This window comes from Burkholderia mycopellens (assembly GCF_964265025.1).
Taxonomy (GTDB): domain Bacteria; phylum Pseudomonadota; class Gammaproteobacteria; order Burkholderiales; family Burkholderiaceae; genus Burkholderia.
This window is the reverse complement of record NZ_OZ183802.1, coordinates 3,633,624-3,650,996: the sequence shown is the minus strand read 5'-3', so window position 1 is coordinate 3,650,996 and position 17,373 is coordinate 3,633,624. Positions and strand designations below refer to the sequence as shown.

Genomic DNA, 17,373 nt, shown 5'->3' with positions numbered 1-17,373 from the left:
CAGGCCGCCGCCGCACGCACCGACACCACCCACCGGGACACGAGCCGGGACAGAGGGCCACATGACGGACGCAACGCACGATCCGCAGGGCCGCGCAACCGATGACAGCGCGCCGGGCTGGGACGCGATCGACGGCGCGCTCGCGCGCGTCTATCCGGGGCAGGCGCCGAAGCACTACGCCACGCTGCTCAAGTGGCGGCTCGGCGGCCACGATCCGCTCGACGGAATCAGCGTGTGGAAGCGCGCGGCACCCGTGCCGCACTGGCATTTCGTCACGTACGGGCTCTCGGAGCTGTATGCGAAGGAATCGGATGATCCGGCCGTCAGCGGCTTCGGATTCGAGCTGACGATGCGCGTCGCCCGCGGCGGCGCCGACGAAGCGCCGCCGAACTGGGTGTTCAGCTTCCTGCAGAACCTCGCGCGCTACGTATTCCAGAGCGGCAACGCGTTCGACGACGGCCACTGGATGACGGCCAACGGCCCGATTGCGCTCGATACCGCTACGCAGCTCTGCTCGATGGGTTTCGCGTTCGATCCGGAACTGCCGGCGATCGATACGCCGCACGGCAGCCTGGCGTTCCTGCAGATCGTCGGGCTGACGCTCGACGAGGAGCGCGCCGCGAAGCGCTGGCGCACGCGCGCGCTGCTCGACACGCTGCTGCCGCACATGCCGCTATGGGTGACCGATCTCGGCCGCGCGTCGCTGCTCGAGCGCGCGGACGTGCGCGCCGAGGTCGACGCCGGTAACGTGCTCCGATGGGAAACCCGCAAGCGGCTGCTGCGTGCGCCCGTGATCGAGATTACCGTCGGCGCACGACAGGTCGACGAACTCGTCATGCTGCTGCCGCTGCGGTTGCCGTTCGACCGGCCGTTCGGCCTGGTCGGCCATGACGGCGCGGTGCGGTTCGTGCACGGCGATGCGAATGGCGTGACCGACGAGGGCGGCACGCTGACGCTGCGGCTCACGGATGCGACGGTGCAGGCGCTGGCGCGCACACTGCAGCCGCGCGCCGGCGAGTATGCGCTCGACGGTCTCGACGGCGTGCGGTGGCGCGTGGAGAAGACCGTGATCCGCGATACACAGGGCAACGCGGTGCAGACGATCGGGTGACGCGCGGCGGCGCGCGGGCGGCCCGTCGCGTATTGCGTACGAACCGCGTAAAAAAGCCGGGACGTACCCGGCTTTTCATGTGGCGAACGAATCCGCCGTGCGTTGCGCTTATGCGTTCGCCGACATCGCGTCTGCATCGCTCGAACGGATGCCGAGGCGCTCGAACAGCGCCCGGTCCTTCTGCGACTGCGGATTGCTCGTCGTCAGCAGCTGGTCGCCATAGAACATCGAGTTCGCGCCGGCGAGGAAGCACAGCGCCTGCAGCCCGTCGTCGAGCTGCTCGCGGCCCGCCGACAGGCGCACGACGGCCTTCGGCATCGTGATCCGCGCGACCGCGATCGTGCGCACGAATTCGAACGGGTCGAGCGGTGCGGTGCCTTCGAGCGGCGTGCCTTCGATCGCGACGAGGTTGTTGATCGGCACCGAATCCGGATACGGGTTCAGGTTCGCGAGCTGCGAGATCAGGCCCGCGCGTTCGCGGCGCGATTCGCCCATCCCGATGATGCCGCCGCAGCACACGTTGATGCCCGCGTCGCGCACGCGATCGAGCGTGTCGAGGCGATCCTGGTAGGTGCGCGTCGAGATGACCTGGCCGTAGAACTCCGGCGACGTGTCGAGGTTGTGGTTGTAGTAGTCGAGGCCCGCGTTCGCGAGTTCCTGCGCCTGCTCGTCTTCCAGCATGCCGAGCGTCATGCAGGTCTCGAGGCCGAGTTCCTTCACGCCGCGCACCATCTCGGTCAGCGCCGGCATGTGGCGCTCCTTCGGGTTGCGCCACGCGGCGCCCATGCAGAAGCGGCTCGCGCCGTTCGCCTTCGCCGCGCGTGCGGCGTCGAGCACCGCGTCGACGTCCATCAGCTTCTCGGCCTTCAGGCCCGTGTCGTGGTGCGACGACTGCGAGCAGTAGCCGCAATCTTCCTCGCAGCCGCCCGTCTTGATCGACAGCAGCGTCGACAGCTGCACCGCGTTCGCGTCGAAGTGTTCGCGGTGCACCTGCTGCGCGCGGAAGATCAGGTCGTTGAACGGCAGCTCGAACAGCGCGACGACGTCGGCGACGCGCCAGCGCTGCGAGGCCGGAGCGGCCACGGGAATCGCGTCAGGTTGCACGGTGGCGGCAGTCTGGGCTTGGGTCATATCGTTTTCCTGTCCTGGTCGGGGATGAGGGATCGGAGGATCTGTTTTCGATTGGGTCAAGGCTGCGCGGCGCGCAGCGTCTCGACGAGCGCGGCGATGTCGAGCATCGCCGCGGCGGATTCGGGGGCGGCCGGACGCAGGTGCGGAATGCGGCCGAGCAGCGGCGCGCCGTGCTCGCGGGCGAGCCAGTCGCGCATCGTCGCGATGTTTTCGTCGGGGAACGACATGGCCGGGTCGACGTGGTTCGCGACCCAGCCGGCGAGCTTGAGGCCGCGCGCGGCAATCGCGTCGGCGGTCAACAGCGCGTGGTTGATGCAGCCGAGCCGCACGCCGACCACGAGCACGACCGGCACGCCGAGCGAAACCGCGAGATCGGCCATGTCCTGCGTGTCGTTCATCGGCACGCGAAAGCCGCCGGCGCCTTCGACGACGACGATATCCGCGCGCGCCAGCGCTTCGCGATGGCACGCGACGATCGTGTCGATGTCGAGCGTCACGCCTTCCTGCGCGGCGACGATATGCGGCGCGGCCGGTGCTTTCAGCAGGAACGGCGTGCGCAGCCCGGGCGGCAGCACGACGTTCGCGGCCGCGTCGAGCTGGTCGGCGTCCTCGTTGCGCCACACGCCGTCGCGCTCATACGCGCCGGCCGCGACGGGCTTCAGCGCGGCCGCGCGCAGGCCGTGCCGCGCGAAGCCGTGCAGCATCGCGGCCGACACGAAGGTCTTGCCGATTTCGGTGTCGGTGCCGGTGACGAACAGCGAGAGCGGGGCGGTCATGCCGCGGCCTCCTGCGGAACCGCGTCAACGGAGGCGGCAGCGCCCTTGCCGGCTTCGATCAGCGCCGCTTCGAGCCGCGCGAGATCGTCGAACGAATGCGCGGCCGACAGCGACACGCGCAGCCGCGACGTGCCGGCGGGCACCGTCGGCGGCCGGATCGCGGGCACCCACAGGCCGTGCGCGTCGAGCGCGCGCATTGCCGCGAGCGTCGCGTCGTTGTTGCCGATCACGAGCGGTTGCACGGCCGTGTGCGAATCGACCGGCTGCCAGCGCGTGTTGCGCAGCAGCGCGCGCGTGCGTTCGATCAGCGCGGCGAGATGCGCGCGTCGCGCGTCGCCTTCGTCGCCCGCGATCACTTTCAGGCTGGCCGATACCGCGTGCGCGACGGCCGGCGGCGCGGCCGTCGTGAAGATGTAGCTACGCGCGCGCTGGATCATCCATTCGATCACGGTCTCGTGCGCGATCACGAATGCGCCCGCGACGCCGGCGGCCTTGCCGAGCGTGCCGACGTACACGAGATGCGGGGAGCGCAGCGCGGCGGCCGCGAGCGCGCCGCGGCCCTGCGGGCCGAGCACGCCGAAGCCGTGCGCATCGTCGACGACGAGCCATGCGCGATGGCGTTCGGCCAGCGCGACGAGTTCGGCGAGCGGCGCGAGATCGCCGTCCATGCTGAACACGGTGTCGCTGACGATCAGCTTCGTTTCGGCCTCCGATGCATCGAGCAACGCGGCGAGCGCGGCCGTGTCCGCATGCGGATAGACCTGGACGTTCGCGCGCGACAGCCGCATGCCGTCGATCAGCGACGCGTGGTTCAGCGCGTCGGAGAAGATCGTCGCGCCCTTGCCGGCGAGCGCCGTCATCGCGGCGAGGTTCGCCATGTAGCCGGTGCTGAAGTACAGCGCGCGCGGCGCGTCGGAGAAGCCGCCCGAGAAGGCTGCGAGTTCTTCCTCGAGCGTCGCGTGCGCACGCGAATGGCCGCCGAGCAGGTGCGAGCCGCCGCTGCCGGCGCCGTAGCGCCGCGCGCCTTCGGCGAACGCGGCGACGAGCGCCGGGTGCGCGGCGAGGCCGAGATAGTCGTTGCTCGCGAAGCCGATGATCTTGCGACCGTCGACGGTCATGCGCGCATCGCACGCGGTGTCGGCGGTGCGGCGCACGCGGCGCAGCCCTTGCGCGTCGAGATCGGCGAGGCCGCGCTGCAGGTGATCGAGCAGAGGGTTCGTCATCCAATGATCTCCGCGAGCGTTGCATCGAGCGTGTCGCGCGTGCGTTGAGCGAGCCACGCGATGTCGTCGTCGCTCATCACGTACGGCGGCATCAAGTACACGGTCGTGCCGATCGGGCGCAGCAGCAGCTCGCGTTCCAGCGCGCGTTCGAAAAAGCGCCGCGAGAAGCCGCGCGCCGCGTCGCCGTCGAGCGCGACGTCGAACGCGAACAGCGTGCCGCGCTCGCGCAGGTGGCGCACCCGCGGGTGTGCATCGAGCGGCGCGAGCGCCGCGCGCATCGTGGCCGACTTGCGGGCGTTGGCCGCGAGCACGTCGTCGCGGGCGAACAGGTCGAGCGTCGCGACCGCCGCGCGGCACGCGAGCGGGTTGCCCGTGTACGAATGCGAGTGCAGGAAGCCGCGCGTCGTGTCGTCGTCGTAGAACGCGGCGAACACATCGTCGCGCGTGAGCACGAGCGACAGCGGCAGGTAGCCGCCGCTGATGCCTTTCGACAGGCACAGGAAATCGGGCCAGACACCGGCCTGCTCGCACGCGAAGAAGGTGCCGGTGCGGCCGCAGCCGACCGCGATCTCGTCGGCGATCAGGTGCACGCCGAATTCGTCGCACAGCGCGCGCAGCCCGCGTACATACGACGGATCGTGCATCGCCATGCCGGCCGCGCACTGCACGAGCGGCTCGACGATCAGTGCGGCGATCCGCTCGCCGCGCTCGACGAACAGGCGCCGCACGTCCGCAAGCGCGCGGCCCGCGACGTCGGCGGCCGTTTCGCCTGCCAGCGCGCCGCGTGCGTCGGGTGACGCGACGACATGCGCGTGGCGGATCAGCGGGTCGTACGCGTCCTTGAACAGCGCGACGTCGGTCACGCCGAGCGCGCCGATCGTCTCGCCGTGATAGCTGTTCGCGACGCAGACGAATTCCTGCTTGTTGGCGCGGCCGCGGTTGCGCCACGCGTGGAAGCTCATCTTCAGCGCGATCTCGACCGCCGACGCGCCGTCCGATGCGAAGAACGCATGGCCGAGCGTGCGCGCGGTGAGCGCGTGCAGCCGCTCCGCGAGCTCGATCGCGGGCTCGTGCGTGCAGCCGGCGAGCATCGCGTGCTCGAGCGTGTCGAGCTGGTCCTTCAGCGCCGCGTTGATGTCCGGGTTCGCATGACCGAACAGGTTGACCCACCACGAGCTGATCGCGTCGAAGTAGCGGCGGCCGTCACGGTCGTACAGCCACAGGCCCGCGCCACGCGCGACGGGGATGAGCGGCAGGCGCTCGTGATGCTTCATCTGGGTGCAGGGATGCCAGACCGCGCGCAGGCTGCGCGCGACCCAGTCGTCGGTGGCTGGCGTACTCAAGGCGGCTCCGGGGGATAAAACGGCCGCGCGGCATCGATGGGATGCCGCGCGGCGAGACACGAAACGCGCTGAGATTAGCGTGTTCCGCGACCCGTTGCACTACCGGTTACAAACGCCGCAAAGCCTTGCCGGGCGGGAGTTCGGCGCAGATCGGGGCGGCTCGTGACGGTACGGTTCAGATGTCCCGAAATGACCGCAGATGACGACGTTCGAGTGAGCCCCCCCAACCGAAAAAAATCGTGCGCCGAGCGGGGCGGCGGGATGAAAAATCGGAGCGCGAAGGCGGGTGGCGGGGAATGATGTGGCCCCCACGTGAGCGGAACGCGTTTGACGGCAAGCGGGGGCGGGGAGAACGCGAGCGTGGGGTTGCGATACGGCGCATTCATGCCGGCATGCGTGCCGTGCCACATGTGTGACATCCGCCGCGAACGCTGCGCGCAGCGACGAAAGGGAGGCGGGGAGGAGAACGAAAAACGGCGGCGAAGGCCGCCGCTCGTCAACGCGAAGCCAGCGCCGGCGTACCGGTGTCGCGTGCGTTGCTGTCGTCGTTGTCGGCCGTCTGCGTCGTGTTCCACACGACGCGGTCGTTGACCGCGTACAGCCGGCAAGAACCGGCGCCCTGCTTCGCGCAGTTGTCGAGCGCGAGCGCCATCGGGTCGTCGCCGCCTTCGGCCCACGACCATGCGCCTTCCGACGACACCGCGAACGCACGGCTCGGATGCTGGCTCAGGAAGCGGCGATAGCCTTCGCGGCCGGCTTCGTCGACATACGGCACCGCGTTGACCGAGTCGATCGACGCATAGCCGCTCGCTTTCGGCTCGTGCGGGTTCGCGACCGCGTAGCGCACGGAGGTCGGCAGGTTCAGCTGCGCGAGGAACGCGTTGACGGCCGGCCACCACACGGGCACGCCGTCGCGGTCGACGATCAGCCGGTGCGCGTCGTCCTTGTAGCGGCCGAAATCGATGAACTGGGCCTGCGTGCCGTGCGAAACGTACGCGTCGTGCATTTGCGCGACGAGCCCGGGCGTCCACACCGAGTCGTTGTCGCCATACAGCCACAGCGACCGCACGGCCGTATGCGCGCCGTACTGGTCGAACGCGTCGACGAGGTTTTTCTGCCAGCCGTCGCAGAGATCCTGGCGCAGCCCGCCGGAGAAGTTGATGATGCCGCGCACGCCCGGTGCGGCTTCGGTGCCGTACGCGACCGATACGAGGCCGCCGTGCGACGTGCCGGCGACGACGATGCGCGACGCATCGACATACGGCTGGCGCGACATGTAGCGCACCGTCGCGTCGACGTCGGCCGCCTGCGCGAGGCCGTTCTTGCCGACATTGCAGCCTTCCTGCTGGTACGTGCCGCCCGAGCCCGCGAAGCCCTGGCGGTTCGGTGCGATCACCGCATAGCCGCGGCGCACGAATTCGCGCGCGAACGCGAGCGGCCGGCTGCGCGGCTGCAGATGGAGATCGCCGGTGTTCTTGCCGTGGTTGAAGACGACGAGCGGGAACGGGCCGGGGCCGTTCGGCTTGAAGAGCGTGGCCTCGAGCGTGACGGAGCCCGAGGCGTCGGCCGGAATGCGGAGGATCTGTTCGTTCAGGTCGGCGGCGACCTGCGGCAGGTTCGAATCGCCGTAGTCGAAGCGTTCGGCGTGGGCGAGCGACCCGCTGGCGCCGGCACCCGTCCCCGTATCGGCGTTCGGCAGCGTACCGGCCTGAGCGGCCGACAGCGCGCAGGCCGCCATCCATCCCACCAAACCCTTGCTGAACGCCATTCGTAAGCCCTGCCATGCAACATGACCAATTCGAGGTCATCGTAGCCGGACAAAATGGGGTTGTGCAATGCGGGAATTACCCGGCGTCTGACATGGCAACTATTTGTCAGCGTTCACTTACTTCGCCGTCGACGTAGCGCCAGAAACCATGCTCGTCGCGCTCGAAACGGCTCGTCTCGTGAAGCCGGTAAGCGCGTCCGCCGACCTTGTAGCGGGCCACGAATTCGACCTCCGCGTGCCGTTCGTCGAGCGGCGCGTGGTGTTTGACCGCGAGCCCGAGCCAGCGCGGCGCGTCGGGCGCTTCGGGGTCGGTGTCGAGATCCGGCGGGCAGGTGCGCGCGGCCCAGGTCGCGCGCAGGTAGTCGCTCGCGCCGAGCACGTAGGCGCTATACCGCGAGCGCATCAACTCGAGCGCGGTCGGCGCGGCTTCGCCGCCGTCGATGAAGCGGCCGCAGCAGGCCGCATAGCGGGGCGCCGGCGCTTTGCCGGCGGGAGCGGGGGACGCGCCGCCGCACGGGCACGCGTCAGGTCGGTTCAAAATCATGCGAAACGGGAATTAACGACGCAAGGTTGTCGGCTGCCTACCAGCTCAGCTCGATACCGTCGTACTGGAAGAAACGGCCGTTTGCCTGCGACACGTCGGCGCCGGATTCGGCGATCACGCGGCGCATGCCGGTCACGCTGGTTTCCGGATCGATCGCGGCCTGCGCGCCGCCCATGTCGGTGCGCACCCAGCCGGGATGCAGCGAGATGCACGCGGCGTGGCGCGTCTGCAGCGACGCGATGCGCAGCGCGTCGTTCAGCGCGGCCTTGCTCGCACGGTACAGCCAGCCGGTCGTGCCGGTGGCCTCGGCGATGCTGCCCATCCGGCTCGACACGACGGCCAGTACGCCGCGCGCGTCCTCGACGAGCGGCAGCACGATCGGCAGCAGCTGCATCGGCCCGCGCACGTTCGTGTGCATCACCGCGTCGAAATCCTCGGCGGTGACCGTCTCGACGCCCTCGGTGCGCGGCCCGTACACACCCGACACCAGCACGGCCGCATCGAGCCGCTCGCCGTCGAGCTTCCAGCCGAGCGCCGCGATTTGCTCGGGCTGCGTGATGTCGAGCGCATGCGCATGCGCGCCGAGCGCGCGCAGCGCGTCGAGCGACGCGTCGTCGCGCGCGGTGGCGATCACGTTCCAGCCGTCGCGCCGGTATTGGCGGACGAATTCGCGGCCGAGGCCGCGCGATGCACCGACGATCAATACGGTTTTCATGTTCGCCGCTCCTTTGCAGTGCCGTGGTGACGGCGTCAGGTCAGTTCGATGCGGGTTGCCGCCGTTGCGCCGCCGCCGACGCGGCTCGCGTGCTTACTCGGCGTCCGGGCAGGGCTTCAGGGTATCGACCACCGCCTGCGCGACTTCGTTCATTTGCGCGGCATCGGCGGCGACCATGTCATTGTCCGGCGCATGCTTGCCGCCGGCGGTGAGCGCGGCCACGCAACGTTTGTAGGTCTCGTCGAGCGCATCGAAGTTCGACACGGCCATCCCGAGGTTGCGCATCCGGCCGTCGTGCACGCCGTACACGAGCCCGTGCACGGTGAGCGACTGGCCGCGCGCCCACGCGTCGTTGACGATCGTCGTGCGGCAGACGTTGACGACCTGCTCGATCGCGTTCAGCTCGATCAGGCGGCGATAGCGCGCTTCGCCCACCGGCCATCCGTCGAGCAGCGCCGCGTGGCGTTCGCGCACGTCCTGCACGTGATGCAGCCAGTTGTCGGCGAGGCCGACGCGGCGGTTGAGCAGTGCGGCGTTCACGCCCGAGCAGCCGTAGTGGCCGACGACCATGATGTGCTTCACGCGCAGGATGTCGACCGCGAACTGGATCACCGACAGGCAGTTCAGGTCGCTGTGCACGACTACGTTCGCGATATTGCGGTGGACGAACACTTCGCCCGGCGGCAGGCCGATGATCTGGTTCGCGGGCACGCGCGAATCCGAGCAGCCGATCCACAGGTATTCCGGCGCCTGCTGGTCGGCGAGACGCGTGAAGAACTCGGGATCGTCGGCGAGCTGGCGCTTGACCCAGGCGTCGTTGTTGTCGAACAGGTGTGAGAGCGGGTTGACTGGGGTGTTCATCGGGTTGGATTCCGTTTTCGGCAATCAGGTCGATAGCGGGTTCGGTGTGACCGGCGTCAGGCGGCGCGCTGCGCGTCGCCTGCGCCATCGTTCTGGTCCGTCGCGCCGAAGCGCGCCGGGTAGCGCATGCAAAAGCGCAGCGCGGTGTCGTACGGGTAAAAATCGGGCAATTCGCCCTGCATCAGCTTGTCCTTGCTGGCCTGCCACAGCGCGGGATCGAAAAAGTCCGCGTGATGCTTCATGAAGACGTCACGCACGCGCGGGTCGCCGAGCAGGAACGGCCCGTAGGTCTCCGGAAAGATGTCGTGCGGGCCGACGGTATACCACGGTTCGCCGGACAGCTCGTCTTCCTCGTTGCGCGGCGGCGGCACGCGGCGCACGTTGCAGTCGGTCAGGTACTCGATCTCGTCGTAGTCGTAGAACACGACGCGGCCGTGGCGCGTGACGCCGAAGTTCTTGTACAGCATGTCGCCGGGGAAGATGTTCGCCTTCATCAGCTCCTTCACCGCGTTGCCGTACTCCTTCACGCCGTGCTCGACGTCGGCGTCGGTGCCGTTCTGCAGATACAGGTTCAGCGGCGTCATCCGGCGCTCGATGTACAGGTGCTTGATCACGAGATTGTCGTCCTCGTATTCGAGCAGCGACGGCACTTCCTTCTCGAGCTCGCGCACGAGCGCATGGTCGAGCCGCGCGAGCGGCAGCGCGACGCTCGAATACTCGAGCGTGTCGGCCATCCGCCCGAGGCGGTCGTGGCGCTTCACGAGCTGGTACTTCTCCATGATCTGCGCGCGCGTCGTTTCCTTCGGCGGCGGGAACTGATCCTTGATGATCTTGAACACGTACGGGAACGACGGCAGCGTGAACACGAGCATCACGAGGCCCTTGATCCCGGGCGCGATGATGAAGCGGTCGCTCGAATGCGACAGGTGGTGCAGCAGGTCGCGATAGAACAGGTTCTTGCCCTGCTTCTGCAGGCCGACCGACGTGTAGATCTCCGCCTTCGGCTTGCCGGGCATGATCGTGCACAGGAAGTCGACGTACGCGGAAGGCACGCCCATGTCGACGAGGAAATACGAGTGCGAGAAGCCGAAGATGATCATCAGCTGGTCGCGGCGCAGCAGCACGGTGTCGAGCGAGAGCACGCCCGGGCGCACGTGGCGGATCGGCACCGCGAACGGCAGCACGCGGTCGGCGTTGATGATGCGGCCGACGATGTACGCGCTCTTGTTGCGGAAGAACAGCGACGACAGCACGTGGATCTGGAAATTCGGCGCTTCGTCGAAGTGGCCGAACTCGTCGTGGATCGCCTGCATCACGCATGCGATGTCGCGCGGAAGATCGTCGAACGCAGGCTCGAGCTGGAAGTTCGTGACGATCCGCTCGAGCGTGGCCGCGAGCCCGTCGGTGCCCGGATAGTACGCGCGGTAGGTCGGCTTCGCGGCCGGCTCGTCGTTCTCGAGATACTCGGTCGAGATCGCCGGGCGCACGAAGATGAAATCGTTGCTGAAGTACGAGCGGTGCAGGATCTTGCAGCACACCGAATTGAAGAAGGTCTCCGCGCACTCGGGCTGGCGGTGCGACGTGAGCAGGCCGATGTAGTGCAGCTTGATCTGCTGCCACACTTCGTCGTCGATGTTCTCCGCGTCGTATTCGTCTTCCAGCACCTCGACGCATTCCTTCACGCGATCGTCGTACGACGTGATCCGCTCGCGCGCGAGCCGCTGCAGCCCGTGCCAGTCGCCTTGCTCGTACAGCGTCTTCGCTTCGACGGCCGCTTCGCGGAAGATCCGGTAGTGGCGGTCGAAGTTTTCGAGCATCGTCTGCGCGACGTCGAAACCGATCTGCGAAGACAGCAGTTTGGGGAAGTGATTCATCGCGTGCAGGCTCGTTCGGGAGGGGCTGTAAGCACTCGCCATTTTAGCGCCCAAGCGGGCGGTTCAAGGGCTTTGCGGCAATGTGCGGCCGGCCGGCAGGCGGCGGGTTGTCCGCCGTTGGATGCCGTTCGGTGCATCTTCGCGTAAAGATACGGGTACGGAACCGATTCTGGCACGAACTTTTTTTGACGGGCGGCAAGCCGCCGGGCACGTGTTCCGCGCGACGGCGATAGAATCGACGCACCGCCCGCCGCGGCCTGCCGCCGGCGCGCATTCGTACCGATAACGATGAGACGCCCCACCGATGAACGCACTGGAACACCAACTCGACTATCCCTTCGCCGACACGCTGCCCGCCGCGGGCGACACGTTCGAGGTCGCGCCCGGCGTACGCTGGCTGCGCATGCCGCTGCCGTTCTCGCTCGATCACATCAACCTCTGGCTGCTGCGTGACGAGATCGACGGGCAGGCCGGCTGGACGATCGTCGATTGCGGGATCTCGTCGGATGCGATCCGCACGCACTGGGAGCAGATCTTCGACACGCATCTCGACGGCCTGCCCGTGCTGCGCGTGCTGGTCACGCACTGCCACCCCGATCACTTCGGCCTCGCGAACTGGCTGTGCGAAGGCGGTGACAAGGGCCGCTGGAGCGTGCGGCTGTGGATGACGCTCGGCGAGTACATGTTCGGCTGCCTGATGGCGGCCGGCAACGGCTCGAACGCGGGCGGTGCGGCTGCCGCCGAACACTTCGCGCGCCACGGGCTGACCGATCCGGCCGCGCTCGACAAGCTGCGCAACCGCCGCCACTACTACTCGGATCTCGTGCCGGCCGTGCCGCCGCGCTACCGGCGCCTGCGCGAAGGCGATGCGGTGACGATCGGCGCACGCACCTGGCGCGTCGTGACCGGCTTCGGCCATTCGCCTGAACATTGCGCGCTGCACAGCGAAGCGGACGGCGTGCTGATCTCCGGCGACATGGTGCTGCCGCGCATCTCGACGAACGTGTCCGTGTTCGACCTCGAACCGGAGGCGAATCCGCTCGCGCTGTATCTGCAGTCGCTCGGCCGCTACGAGACGATGGCGCCCGATACGCTGGTGCTGCCGTCGCACGGCAAGCCGTTCCGTGGCGTGCGCACGCGCATCACGCAACTGCGCGAACACCACGACGCGCGCCTGGCCGAAGTGCGCGTCGCGTGCGCGGAAAAGCCGATGAGCGCGGCCGACATCGTGCCGATCATGTTCCGCCGCCGCGAGCTCGACATCCACCAGATGACGTTCGCGCTGGGCGAGGCGCTCGCGCACCTGAACCTGCTGTGGCTCGCGGGCGAACTCGTGCGCGAGCAGGGCGACGACGGCGTGCTGCGGTTCCGTACCGCCGGCTGATACCGCTGCGGTTTTCTCATGCGACGGGTTCGTAGCGCCACCCGTCGCGATGCCATTGCATCGTGTGCGTCGGGTCGAGCGCCGCGAGAAATGCGGTGTCGTGCGACGCGACCACGATCGCGCCGGGGAAGCCGGCCAATGCGGCTTCGATCGCACGCACCGATTCGAGATCGAGGTGGTTGGTCGGCTCGTCGAGCAGCAGCAGTTGCGCGGGCGTGCCGCGCCACAATGCGCACGCGAGTGCGGCCTTCAGCCGTTCGCCGCCGCTCAGCTGCCGTGCCGGCTGCGTCGCGCGCGCCGCGTCGAGCTGCAGCAGCGCGAGCCGGCTGCGCAGGTCGCCTTCGGCGAGCGGCGTATCGAGCAGCCCCAGTTGCTCGACGACCGAACGATCAGGATCGAGCAGCGCGAGCCGCTGGTCGAGATACGCGGCGCCTACGTGCGTCGTGCAGGTGCCTGAACGCGGCGCGAGCTCGCCCGCGAGCATGCGCAGCAAGGTCGATTTGCCGCAGCCGTTCGGGCCGGTCAGCGCGATGCGCACCGGGCCGCTTGCCGACCATGTGAGCGCGTCGGCATCGCTGGCGATGCGCCACGGCGGTTGCGCGCGGTCGAGCGTGAACAGCTGGCGGCGCGCGCTGACCTCGGTGCCCGGCAGCGACACGAGCACGGGCGCATCGGCGTCGACGCGCGCGGCCGTCTCCTGCACGCGTTCGTCGAGCGTCGTCTTGAATTCGTTCTGGTGGCGCCGGACCTGCCCCATGATGTTGCGCGCCGCGCCCTTGCGGCTCTGGCGGGCCCCCGACGACAGGTTGGCTGTCTTCGCCTCGCGCAGCGACGCGGCCGCGTGACGCTGGATCGTGTCGTGCTCCTGTTGGAGCCTGCGCCTGACGCGTCCGCGCTCGGCACGCGCGTTGTCGAGTGCAGACTGCGCGGCATCCTGTTCAGCGTCGCGCTGCGCACGGTAGAGCGCATAGTTGCCATCATACGAGCGCACGCCTTGCGGCGTCAGCTCGACGATGCGCTGCACGTCGGCGAGCAGCGCACGGTCGTGGCTCACGATGACGAGGCCGCCGCGCCAGCCGTCGAGCGCCGCCCGCAGCCATGCGCGGCCCTGCGCGTCGAGATGGTTGGTCGGTTCGTCGAGCACCAGGAGGCCGGCGCCGGACAGCAGGGCGCCGATCAGTGCGACGCGCGCGAGTTGCCCGCCGCTCAGCGCTTGCGCCGGCGTGTCGGCGCGCACGTCGTGTAGGCCGGTCGCATCGAGCGCCGCGCGCAGCCGTTCGGCGAGATCCCAGCGATCGCCGATCAGGTCGAAGTCGTGCGGTTCCGCGCGGCCGTCGGCGAGACGCGCGAGCGCGTCGAGCGGCGCATCGAGCGCGGCAACCTGCGCGACGGTTCGCGGGCCGGCGGCTGCGTCGTCGTGCTGCTGCGCGACGTAGACGACTGGCGTGCGCCGGTCGATCGTCCCCGCACTCGGCGCGCAGCGGCCCGCGATCAGTTGCGCGAGCTGGCTCTTGCCGATGCCGTTGCGGCCGACGATGCCGGTCGGCGTGCGGTCGATCAAAAGGTCGAGCGAATCGAACAGCGTGACGCCGTCGTCGAAGCGGAAGGAAACGTGATGAAGCGCGACGAGCGCGCCGGTGGGCGTGGCGGCAGCCATAAGCACCTCCGAAAATGCGTGAAGACCTTCGCGCGCGGCGTGCGTGGCACGGCGGCGAAAACATTTCGGGAAGGCTTAGTTGTTCACTTTGGCTGGCGTCCGGTATGAGGAATGAGCGCGCAGTGTAGCAAGCGCGGCGCGCGGGCCGCAAGCGACGGCCCGGCGCACCGTCGCCTGCGCGCCACGCGCGAGGGTCGCGTTACTGCACGGCGACGGTCGTGAAGTTTTGCCGTCCGAACGGGCTCACGCGATAGCCGCTCACGTTCGTGCGCGTCAGCGCAGCGGCGGTGGGGTAGCCGAGCGGGATCCATAGCGCCTGGTCGTGGATGATCTTCTGCGCGGCTTCGTACAGCTTCGCGCGCTTGGCTTGGTCGGCGGTCGACTTGCCGTCGGTGATCAGCTTGTCGAGCTGCGCGTCGCAGAAGCGCGCGAAGTTGATGCCCGATTTCACCGCATTGCAGCTGAACTGCGGCGTCAGGTAGTTGTCCGGATCGCCGTTGTCGCCGGCCCAGCCCATGAACAGCATGTCATGCTGGCCGAGCTTCGCCTGCTTGATCAGCTCGCCCCATTCGATCACCTTGACCTCGGCCTTCACGCCGATCTTCGCGAGGTCGGCCTGCAGCAGCTCCGCACCGACCTTCGGGTTCGGGTTCAGCACGCTGCCGGTCGGGCGCGTCCAGATCGTCGTCGAGAAGCCGTTCGGGAAGCCGGCCTGCGCGAGCAGCTGCTTCGCCTTCGCCGGATCGTACGGATACGGTGCGACGTCCTTCGCATAGCTCCACGTGTTCGGCGGATACGGGTTGTTCGCGGCCGTCGCGGTGTTGTCGAACACGACCTTCAGGTAGGTCGCGCGGTCGAACGCGAGGTTCAGCGCCTCGCGCACCTTGTCGTTGTCGAGTGGCTTCTTCTGCGTGTTCAGCGCGACGAACGCGGTCATGAACGCGGGCGTCTGCACGACCTTCAGCGCGCTTTCGCCCTTCGCGGCGAGCACGTCCTGCGGCTTCGGCGACAGCGCGATCTGGCATTCGCCGGCCTTCACCTTCTGCAGGCGCACCGATGGGTCGGGCGTGATCGCATAGATCAGCCGGTCGACCTTCGGCTTCGTGCCCCAGTAGGTCGGATTCACGTCGTAGCGGATCAGCGCGTCCTTCGTGTAGCTCTTCAGCACGAACGGCCCGGTGCCGACCGGTTTCGCGTTCAGGTCGGCCTGCTTGCCGGCCTTCAGCAACTGGTCCGCGTATTCGGCCGAGTAGATCGACGCGAAGCCCATCGTCAGGATCGGCACGAACGTCGCGTTCGGTTCGTTCAGCACGAACTTCACGGTGCTGTCGTCGACCTTCGTGACCGATTTCACGAGCTTCACGAGGCCCATCGACTGCGCGTGCGGGAAGCCGCTCGCACCCGCCACCTTGTGCCACGGGTTCGAGTCGTCGAGCATCCGCGAGAACGTGAACACGACGTCGTCCGCGTCGAGCGTGCGGCTCGGCTTGAAGTAGTCGGTGGTCTGGAACGCGACGTTCGGGCGCAGGTGGAACGTGTACGTGAGGCCGTCGGCGCTCGCCTCCCATTTGTCGGCGAGCGCGGGTACGACCTTCTTCGCGGCTTCGTCGTACGACACGAGCGTGTTGAAGATCACGTCGGCCGACGCGTTGGTCGTGACGAGCGAGTTGTACTGCACGACGTCGAAGCCGTCCGGGCTCGATTCCGTGCACACGGTGAGCGGCTTGGCGGCGGCGAGGCCGGGGGCGGCGAGGGCGGCGGCGAGCGTGGCCGCGGCGAACAGCTTGACCTGCATAGGATCTCCCACGTGGCTTGTGTTTTTTGCTGGGTGACGGGATGCGGGCGCGGCCCGGAAGCGGGCAGGGCCGGCGCGGCTGGCGAATAGCATACCGTCAAAGCGCGCGGCGCGTGAAAAAAGCGCCTGAACGCGGCGAATTGACCGAAAAACGGCTGCGTTCGCGACGGAACGGGTGTTCGGGCGGCGGGAAGGGGAGAGCTGGCGCTGGGGGCGCTGGACAGCGGTGCGGCGGGAGAGCGGTCTGCCAATCGAAGCGTCGAAGCGGCCAGGTGTCGACGTCGGTGCGGAAGGCGGAAGGCGGAGAGGCGGAGAGGCGGAGAGGCGGAGAGGCAGGGAGACGGAGAGACGGAGAGACGGCCCGCGATGCTTCGCGCGGGCCGGCGCTCGCCGGAGTGTCAGTGCGTCCCGGCCTTCGGCTTGCGCGGCGCCTTCTCGAACAGGCGGTCGTACAGCCAGCGCGGCAGCACGTGCAGCACCTTCGCGACGACGCCCATCTGCCACGGAATCACGCGGAACGCGTGCTGTCGCGCGATCGCCTGGGCCGCACGTGCGGCGAAGCGGTCGGCGTCCATCAGGAACGGCATCCGGTACGGGTTGTGCGCGGTCATCGGCGTGCGGATGTAGCCGGGCGCGATCGTCACGACGCCGACGCCGGCCGGCCGCAGCTCGACGCGCAGCGCTTCGAGGTACTTGATCGCGGCCGATTTCGACGCGCTGTACGCGCCGGAACCGGGCAGGCCGCGCACGCCGGCGACGCTTGCGACCCCGACCAGCGTGCCGTGGCGCGTGGCCGTCATCGGGCCGACGAACGGCTCGAACGTCGCGACCATCCCGTAGTAGTTGATATCCATCACGTCGCGGAACGTCGCGAGATCGCCCTGGCCCGTGACGGCGCCCTGGCTGATGCCCGCGTTCGCGATCACGACGTCGGGGCAGCCGTGCGTTGCGATGAACGACGCGGCGGCCGTCGCGAGCGCGTCGGCGTCGCGCACGTCGGCGGAATAGACGGAGATGGACAGCTTCGGGAAGCGCCGCGCGAACGCATCGAGGGCATCGGTGCGTCGCGCGACGAGTGCGAGCGTGGCGCCCTGGCGGGCGTATTCCTCGGCCATCGCGAGGCCGAGGCCGCTCGATGCGCCGGTGATGAAGACCTTCAGCGGAGTAGTCATGCCGGCGCGCGGGCGGGGA

At 68.5% G+C, this 17,373-nt stretch carries 14 protein-coding genes; 2 read left to right on the top strand and 12 right to left on the bottom strand.

From position 1 onward, the window contains the following. The first annotated feature begins 61 nt into the window (after positions 1-61). Positions 62-1,111: a suppressor of fused domain protein gene (locus ACPTTC_RS17005; RefSeq protein WP_423393156.1), complete on the top strand. Its 1,050-nt coding sequence runs from the start codon at positions 62-64 to the stop codon at positions 1,109-1,111. Between the two features lie 108 nt (positions 1,112-1,219). Here the strand turns inward: ACPTTC_RS17005 and bioB are convergent, their stop codons facing one another. From bioB to aceK, 9 genes are all read right to left on the bottom strand, one after another. After that, positions 1,220-2,242, bottom strand: coding sequence for a biotin synthase BioB (gene bioB / locus ACPTTC_RS17000; protein WP_423393155.1), 1,023 nt, complete (start codon positions 2,240-2,242; stop codon positions 1,220-1,222). Positions 2,243-2,298: 56 nt separating this feature from the next. Beyond that, complete coding sequence (gene bioD / locus ACPTTC_RS16995; protein ID WP_423393154.1) at positions 2,299-3,018, bottom strand: dethiobiotin synthase; 720 nt, start codon at positions 3,016-3,018, stop codon at positions 2,299-2,301. Next, a complete protein-coding gene (gene bioF / locus ACPTTC_RS16990; protein ID WP_423393153.1) occupies positions 3,015-4,241 on the bottom strand; it encodes an 8-amino-7-oxononanoate synthase in 1,227 nt (408 codons plus the stop codon). The genes bioD and bioF overlap by 4 nt, the downstream gene beginning before the upstream one ends. Next, positions 4,238-5,584, bottom strand: coding sequence for an adenosylmethionine--8-amino-7-oxononanoate transaminase (bioA, locus tag ACPTTC_RS16985; protein WP_423393152.1), 1,347 nt, complete (start codon positions 5,582-5,584; stop codon positions 4,238-4,240). The genes bioF and bioA overlap by 4 nt, the downstream gene beginning before the upstream one ends. 496 nt (positions 5,585-6,080) lie before the next feature. Further along, a complete protein-coding gene (locus ACPTTC_RS16980; protein ID WP_423393151.1) occupies positions 6,081-7,352 on the bottom strand; it encodes a dienelactone hydrolase family protein in 1,272 nt (423 codons plus the stop codon). A 106-nt stretch (positions 7,353-7,458) separates the two neighbouring features. Continuing rightward, complete coding sequence (locus ACPTTC_RS16975; RefSeq protein WP_423393150.1) at positions 7,459-7,896, bottom strand: YchJ family protein; 438 nt, start codon at positions 7,894-7,896, stop codon at positions 7,459-7,461. A gap of 37 nt (positions 7,897-7,933) precedes the next feature. Beyond that, positions 7,934-8,611 (bottom strand): SDR family oxidoreductase, encoded by a 678-nt coding sequence (locus tag ACPTTC_RS16970; protein ID WP_175970754.1) that lies wholly within the window; start codon positions 8,609-8,611, stop codon positions 7,934-7,936. A gap of 93 nt (positions 8,612-8,704) precedes the next feature. After that, positions 8,705-9,472: a carbonate dehydratase gene (can, locus tag ACPTTC_RS16965; protein WP_423393149.1), complete on the bottom strand. Its 768-nt coding sequence runs from the start codon at positions 9,470-9,472 to the stop codon at positions 8,705-8,707. Positions 9,473-9,528: 56 nt separating this feature from the next. Further along, entirely contained in the window at positions 9,529-11,346 is a 1,818-nt protein-coding gene (aceK, locus tag ACPTTC_RS16960; RefSeq protein ID WP_175951392.1) for a bifunctional isocitrate dehydrogenase kinase/phosphatase, read from the bottom strand. A 304-nt stretch (positions 11,347-11,650) separates the two neighbouring features. On the opposite strand from aceK, the gene ACPTTC_RS16955 reads away from it, so the two are divergent. Next, on the top strand, positions 11,651-12,730 hold the full coding sequence (locus tag ACPTTC_RS16955) for an MBL fold metallo-hydrolase (protein WP_423393148.1): 1,080 nt from the start codon (positions 11,651-11,653) through the stop codon (positions 12,728-12,730). 16 nt (positions 12,731-12,746) lie between these two features. Here the strand turns inward: ACPTTC_RS16955 and ACPTTC_RS16950 are convergent, their stop codons facing one another. The 3 genes from ACPTTC_RS16950 to ACPTTC_RS16940 form a co-directional block, all read right to left on the bottom strand. Continuing rightward, positions 12,747-14,387 carry an ABC-F family ATP-binding cassette domain-containing protein gene (locus ACPTTC_RS16950; protein ID WP_423393147.1) on the bottom strand — a complete coding sequence of 547 codons (1,641 nt, stop codon included), beginning with the start codon at positions 14,385-14,387 and terminating at the stop codon, positions 12,747-12,749. Between the two features lie 199 nt (positions 14,388-14,586). Beyond that, the gene (locus ACPTTC_RS16945) at positions 14,587-16,182 is read right to left on the bottom strand and encodes an ABC transporter substrate-binding protein (RefSeq protein ID WP_423393146.1); all 1,596 of its coding nucleotides are present in this window, start codon (positions 16,180-16,182) and stop codon (positions 14,587-14,589) included. A gap of 398 nt (positions 16,183-16,580) precedes the next feature. Beyond that, positions 16,581-17,354 carry an SDR family oxidoreductase gene (locus ACPTTC_RS16940; protein ID WP_423393145.1) on the bottom strand — a complete coding sequence of 258 codons (774 nt, stop codon included), beginning with the start codon at positions 17,352-17,354 and terminating at the stop codon, positions 16,581-16,583. Positions 17,355-17,373 lie beyond the last annotated feature (19 nt).

Excerpts from the sequence above, each read along its gene's own strand:
- ACPTTC_RS17005 (WP_423393156.1), top strand. The coding sequence starts at position 62 with ATGACGGACGCAACGCACGATCCGCAGGGCCGCGCAACCGATGACAGC.
- bioB (WP_423393155.1), bottom strand. The coding sequence starts at position 2,242 with ATGACCCAAGCCCAGACTGCCGCCACCGTGCAACCTGACGCGATTCCC.
- bioD (WP_423393154.1), bottom strand. The coding sequence starts at position 3,018 with ATGACCGCCCCGCTCTCGCTGTTCGTCACCGGCACCGACACCGAAATC.
- bioF (WP_423393153.1), bottom strand. The coding sequence starts at position 4,241 with ATGACGAACCCTCTGCTCGATCACCTGCAGCGCGGCCTCGCCGATCTC.
- ACPTTC_RS16980 (WP_423393151.1), bottom strand. The coding sequence starts at position 7,352 with ATGGCGTTCAGCAAGGGTTTGGTGGGATGGATGGCGGCCTGCGCGCTG.
- ACPTTC_RS16975 (WP_423393150.1), bottom strand. The coding sequence starts at position 7,896 with ATGATTTTGAACCGACCTGACGCGTGCCCGTGCGGCGGCGCGTCCCCC.
- ACPTTC_RS16970 (WP_175970754.1), bottom strand. The coding sequence starts at position 8,611 with ATGAAAACCGTATTGATCGTCGGTGCATCGCGCGGCCTCGGCCGCGAA.
- can (WP_423393149.1), bottom strand. The coding sequence starts at position 9,472 with ATGAACACCCCAGTCAACCCGCTCTCACACCTGTTCGACAACAACGAC.
- aceK (WP_175951392.1), bottom strand. The coding sequence starts at position 11,346 with ATGAATCACTTCCCCAAACTGCTGTCTTCGCAGATCGGTTTCGACGTC.
- ACPTTC_RS16955 (WP_423393148.1), top strand. The coding sequence starts at position 11,651 with ATGAACGCACTGGAACACCAACTCGACTATCCCTTCGCCGACACGCTG.
- ACPTTC_RS16950 (WP_423393147.1), bottom strand. The coding sequence starts at position 14,387 with ATGGCTGCCGCCACGCCCACCGGCGCGCTCGTCGCGCTTCATCACGTT.
- ACPTTC_RS16945 (WP_423393146.1), bottom strand. The coding sequence starts at position 16,182 with ATGCAGGTCAAGCTGTTCGCCGCGGCCACGCTCGCCGCCGCCCTCGCC.
- ACPTTC_RS16940 (WP_423393145.1), bottom strand. The coding sequence starts at position 17,354 with ATGACTACTCCGCTGAAGGTCTTCATCACCGGCGCATCGAGCGGCCTC.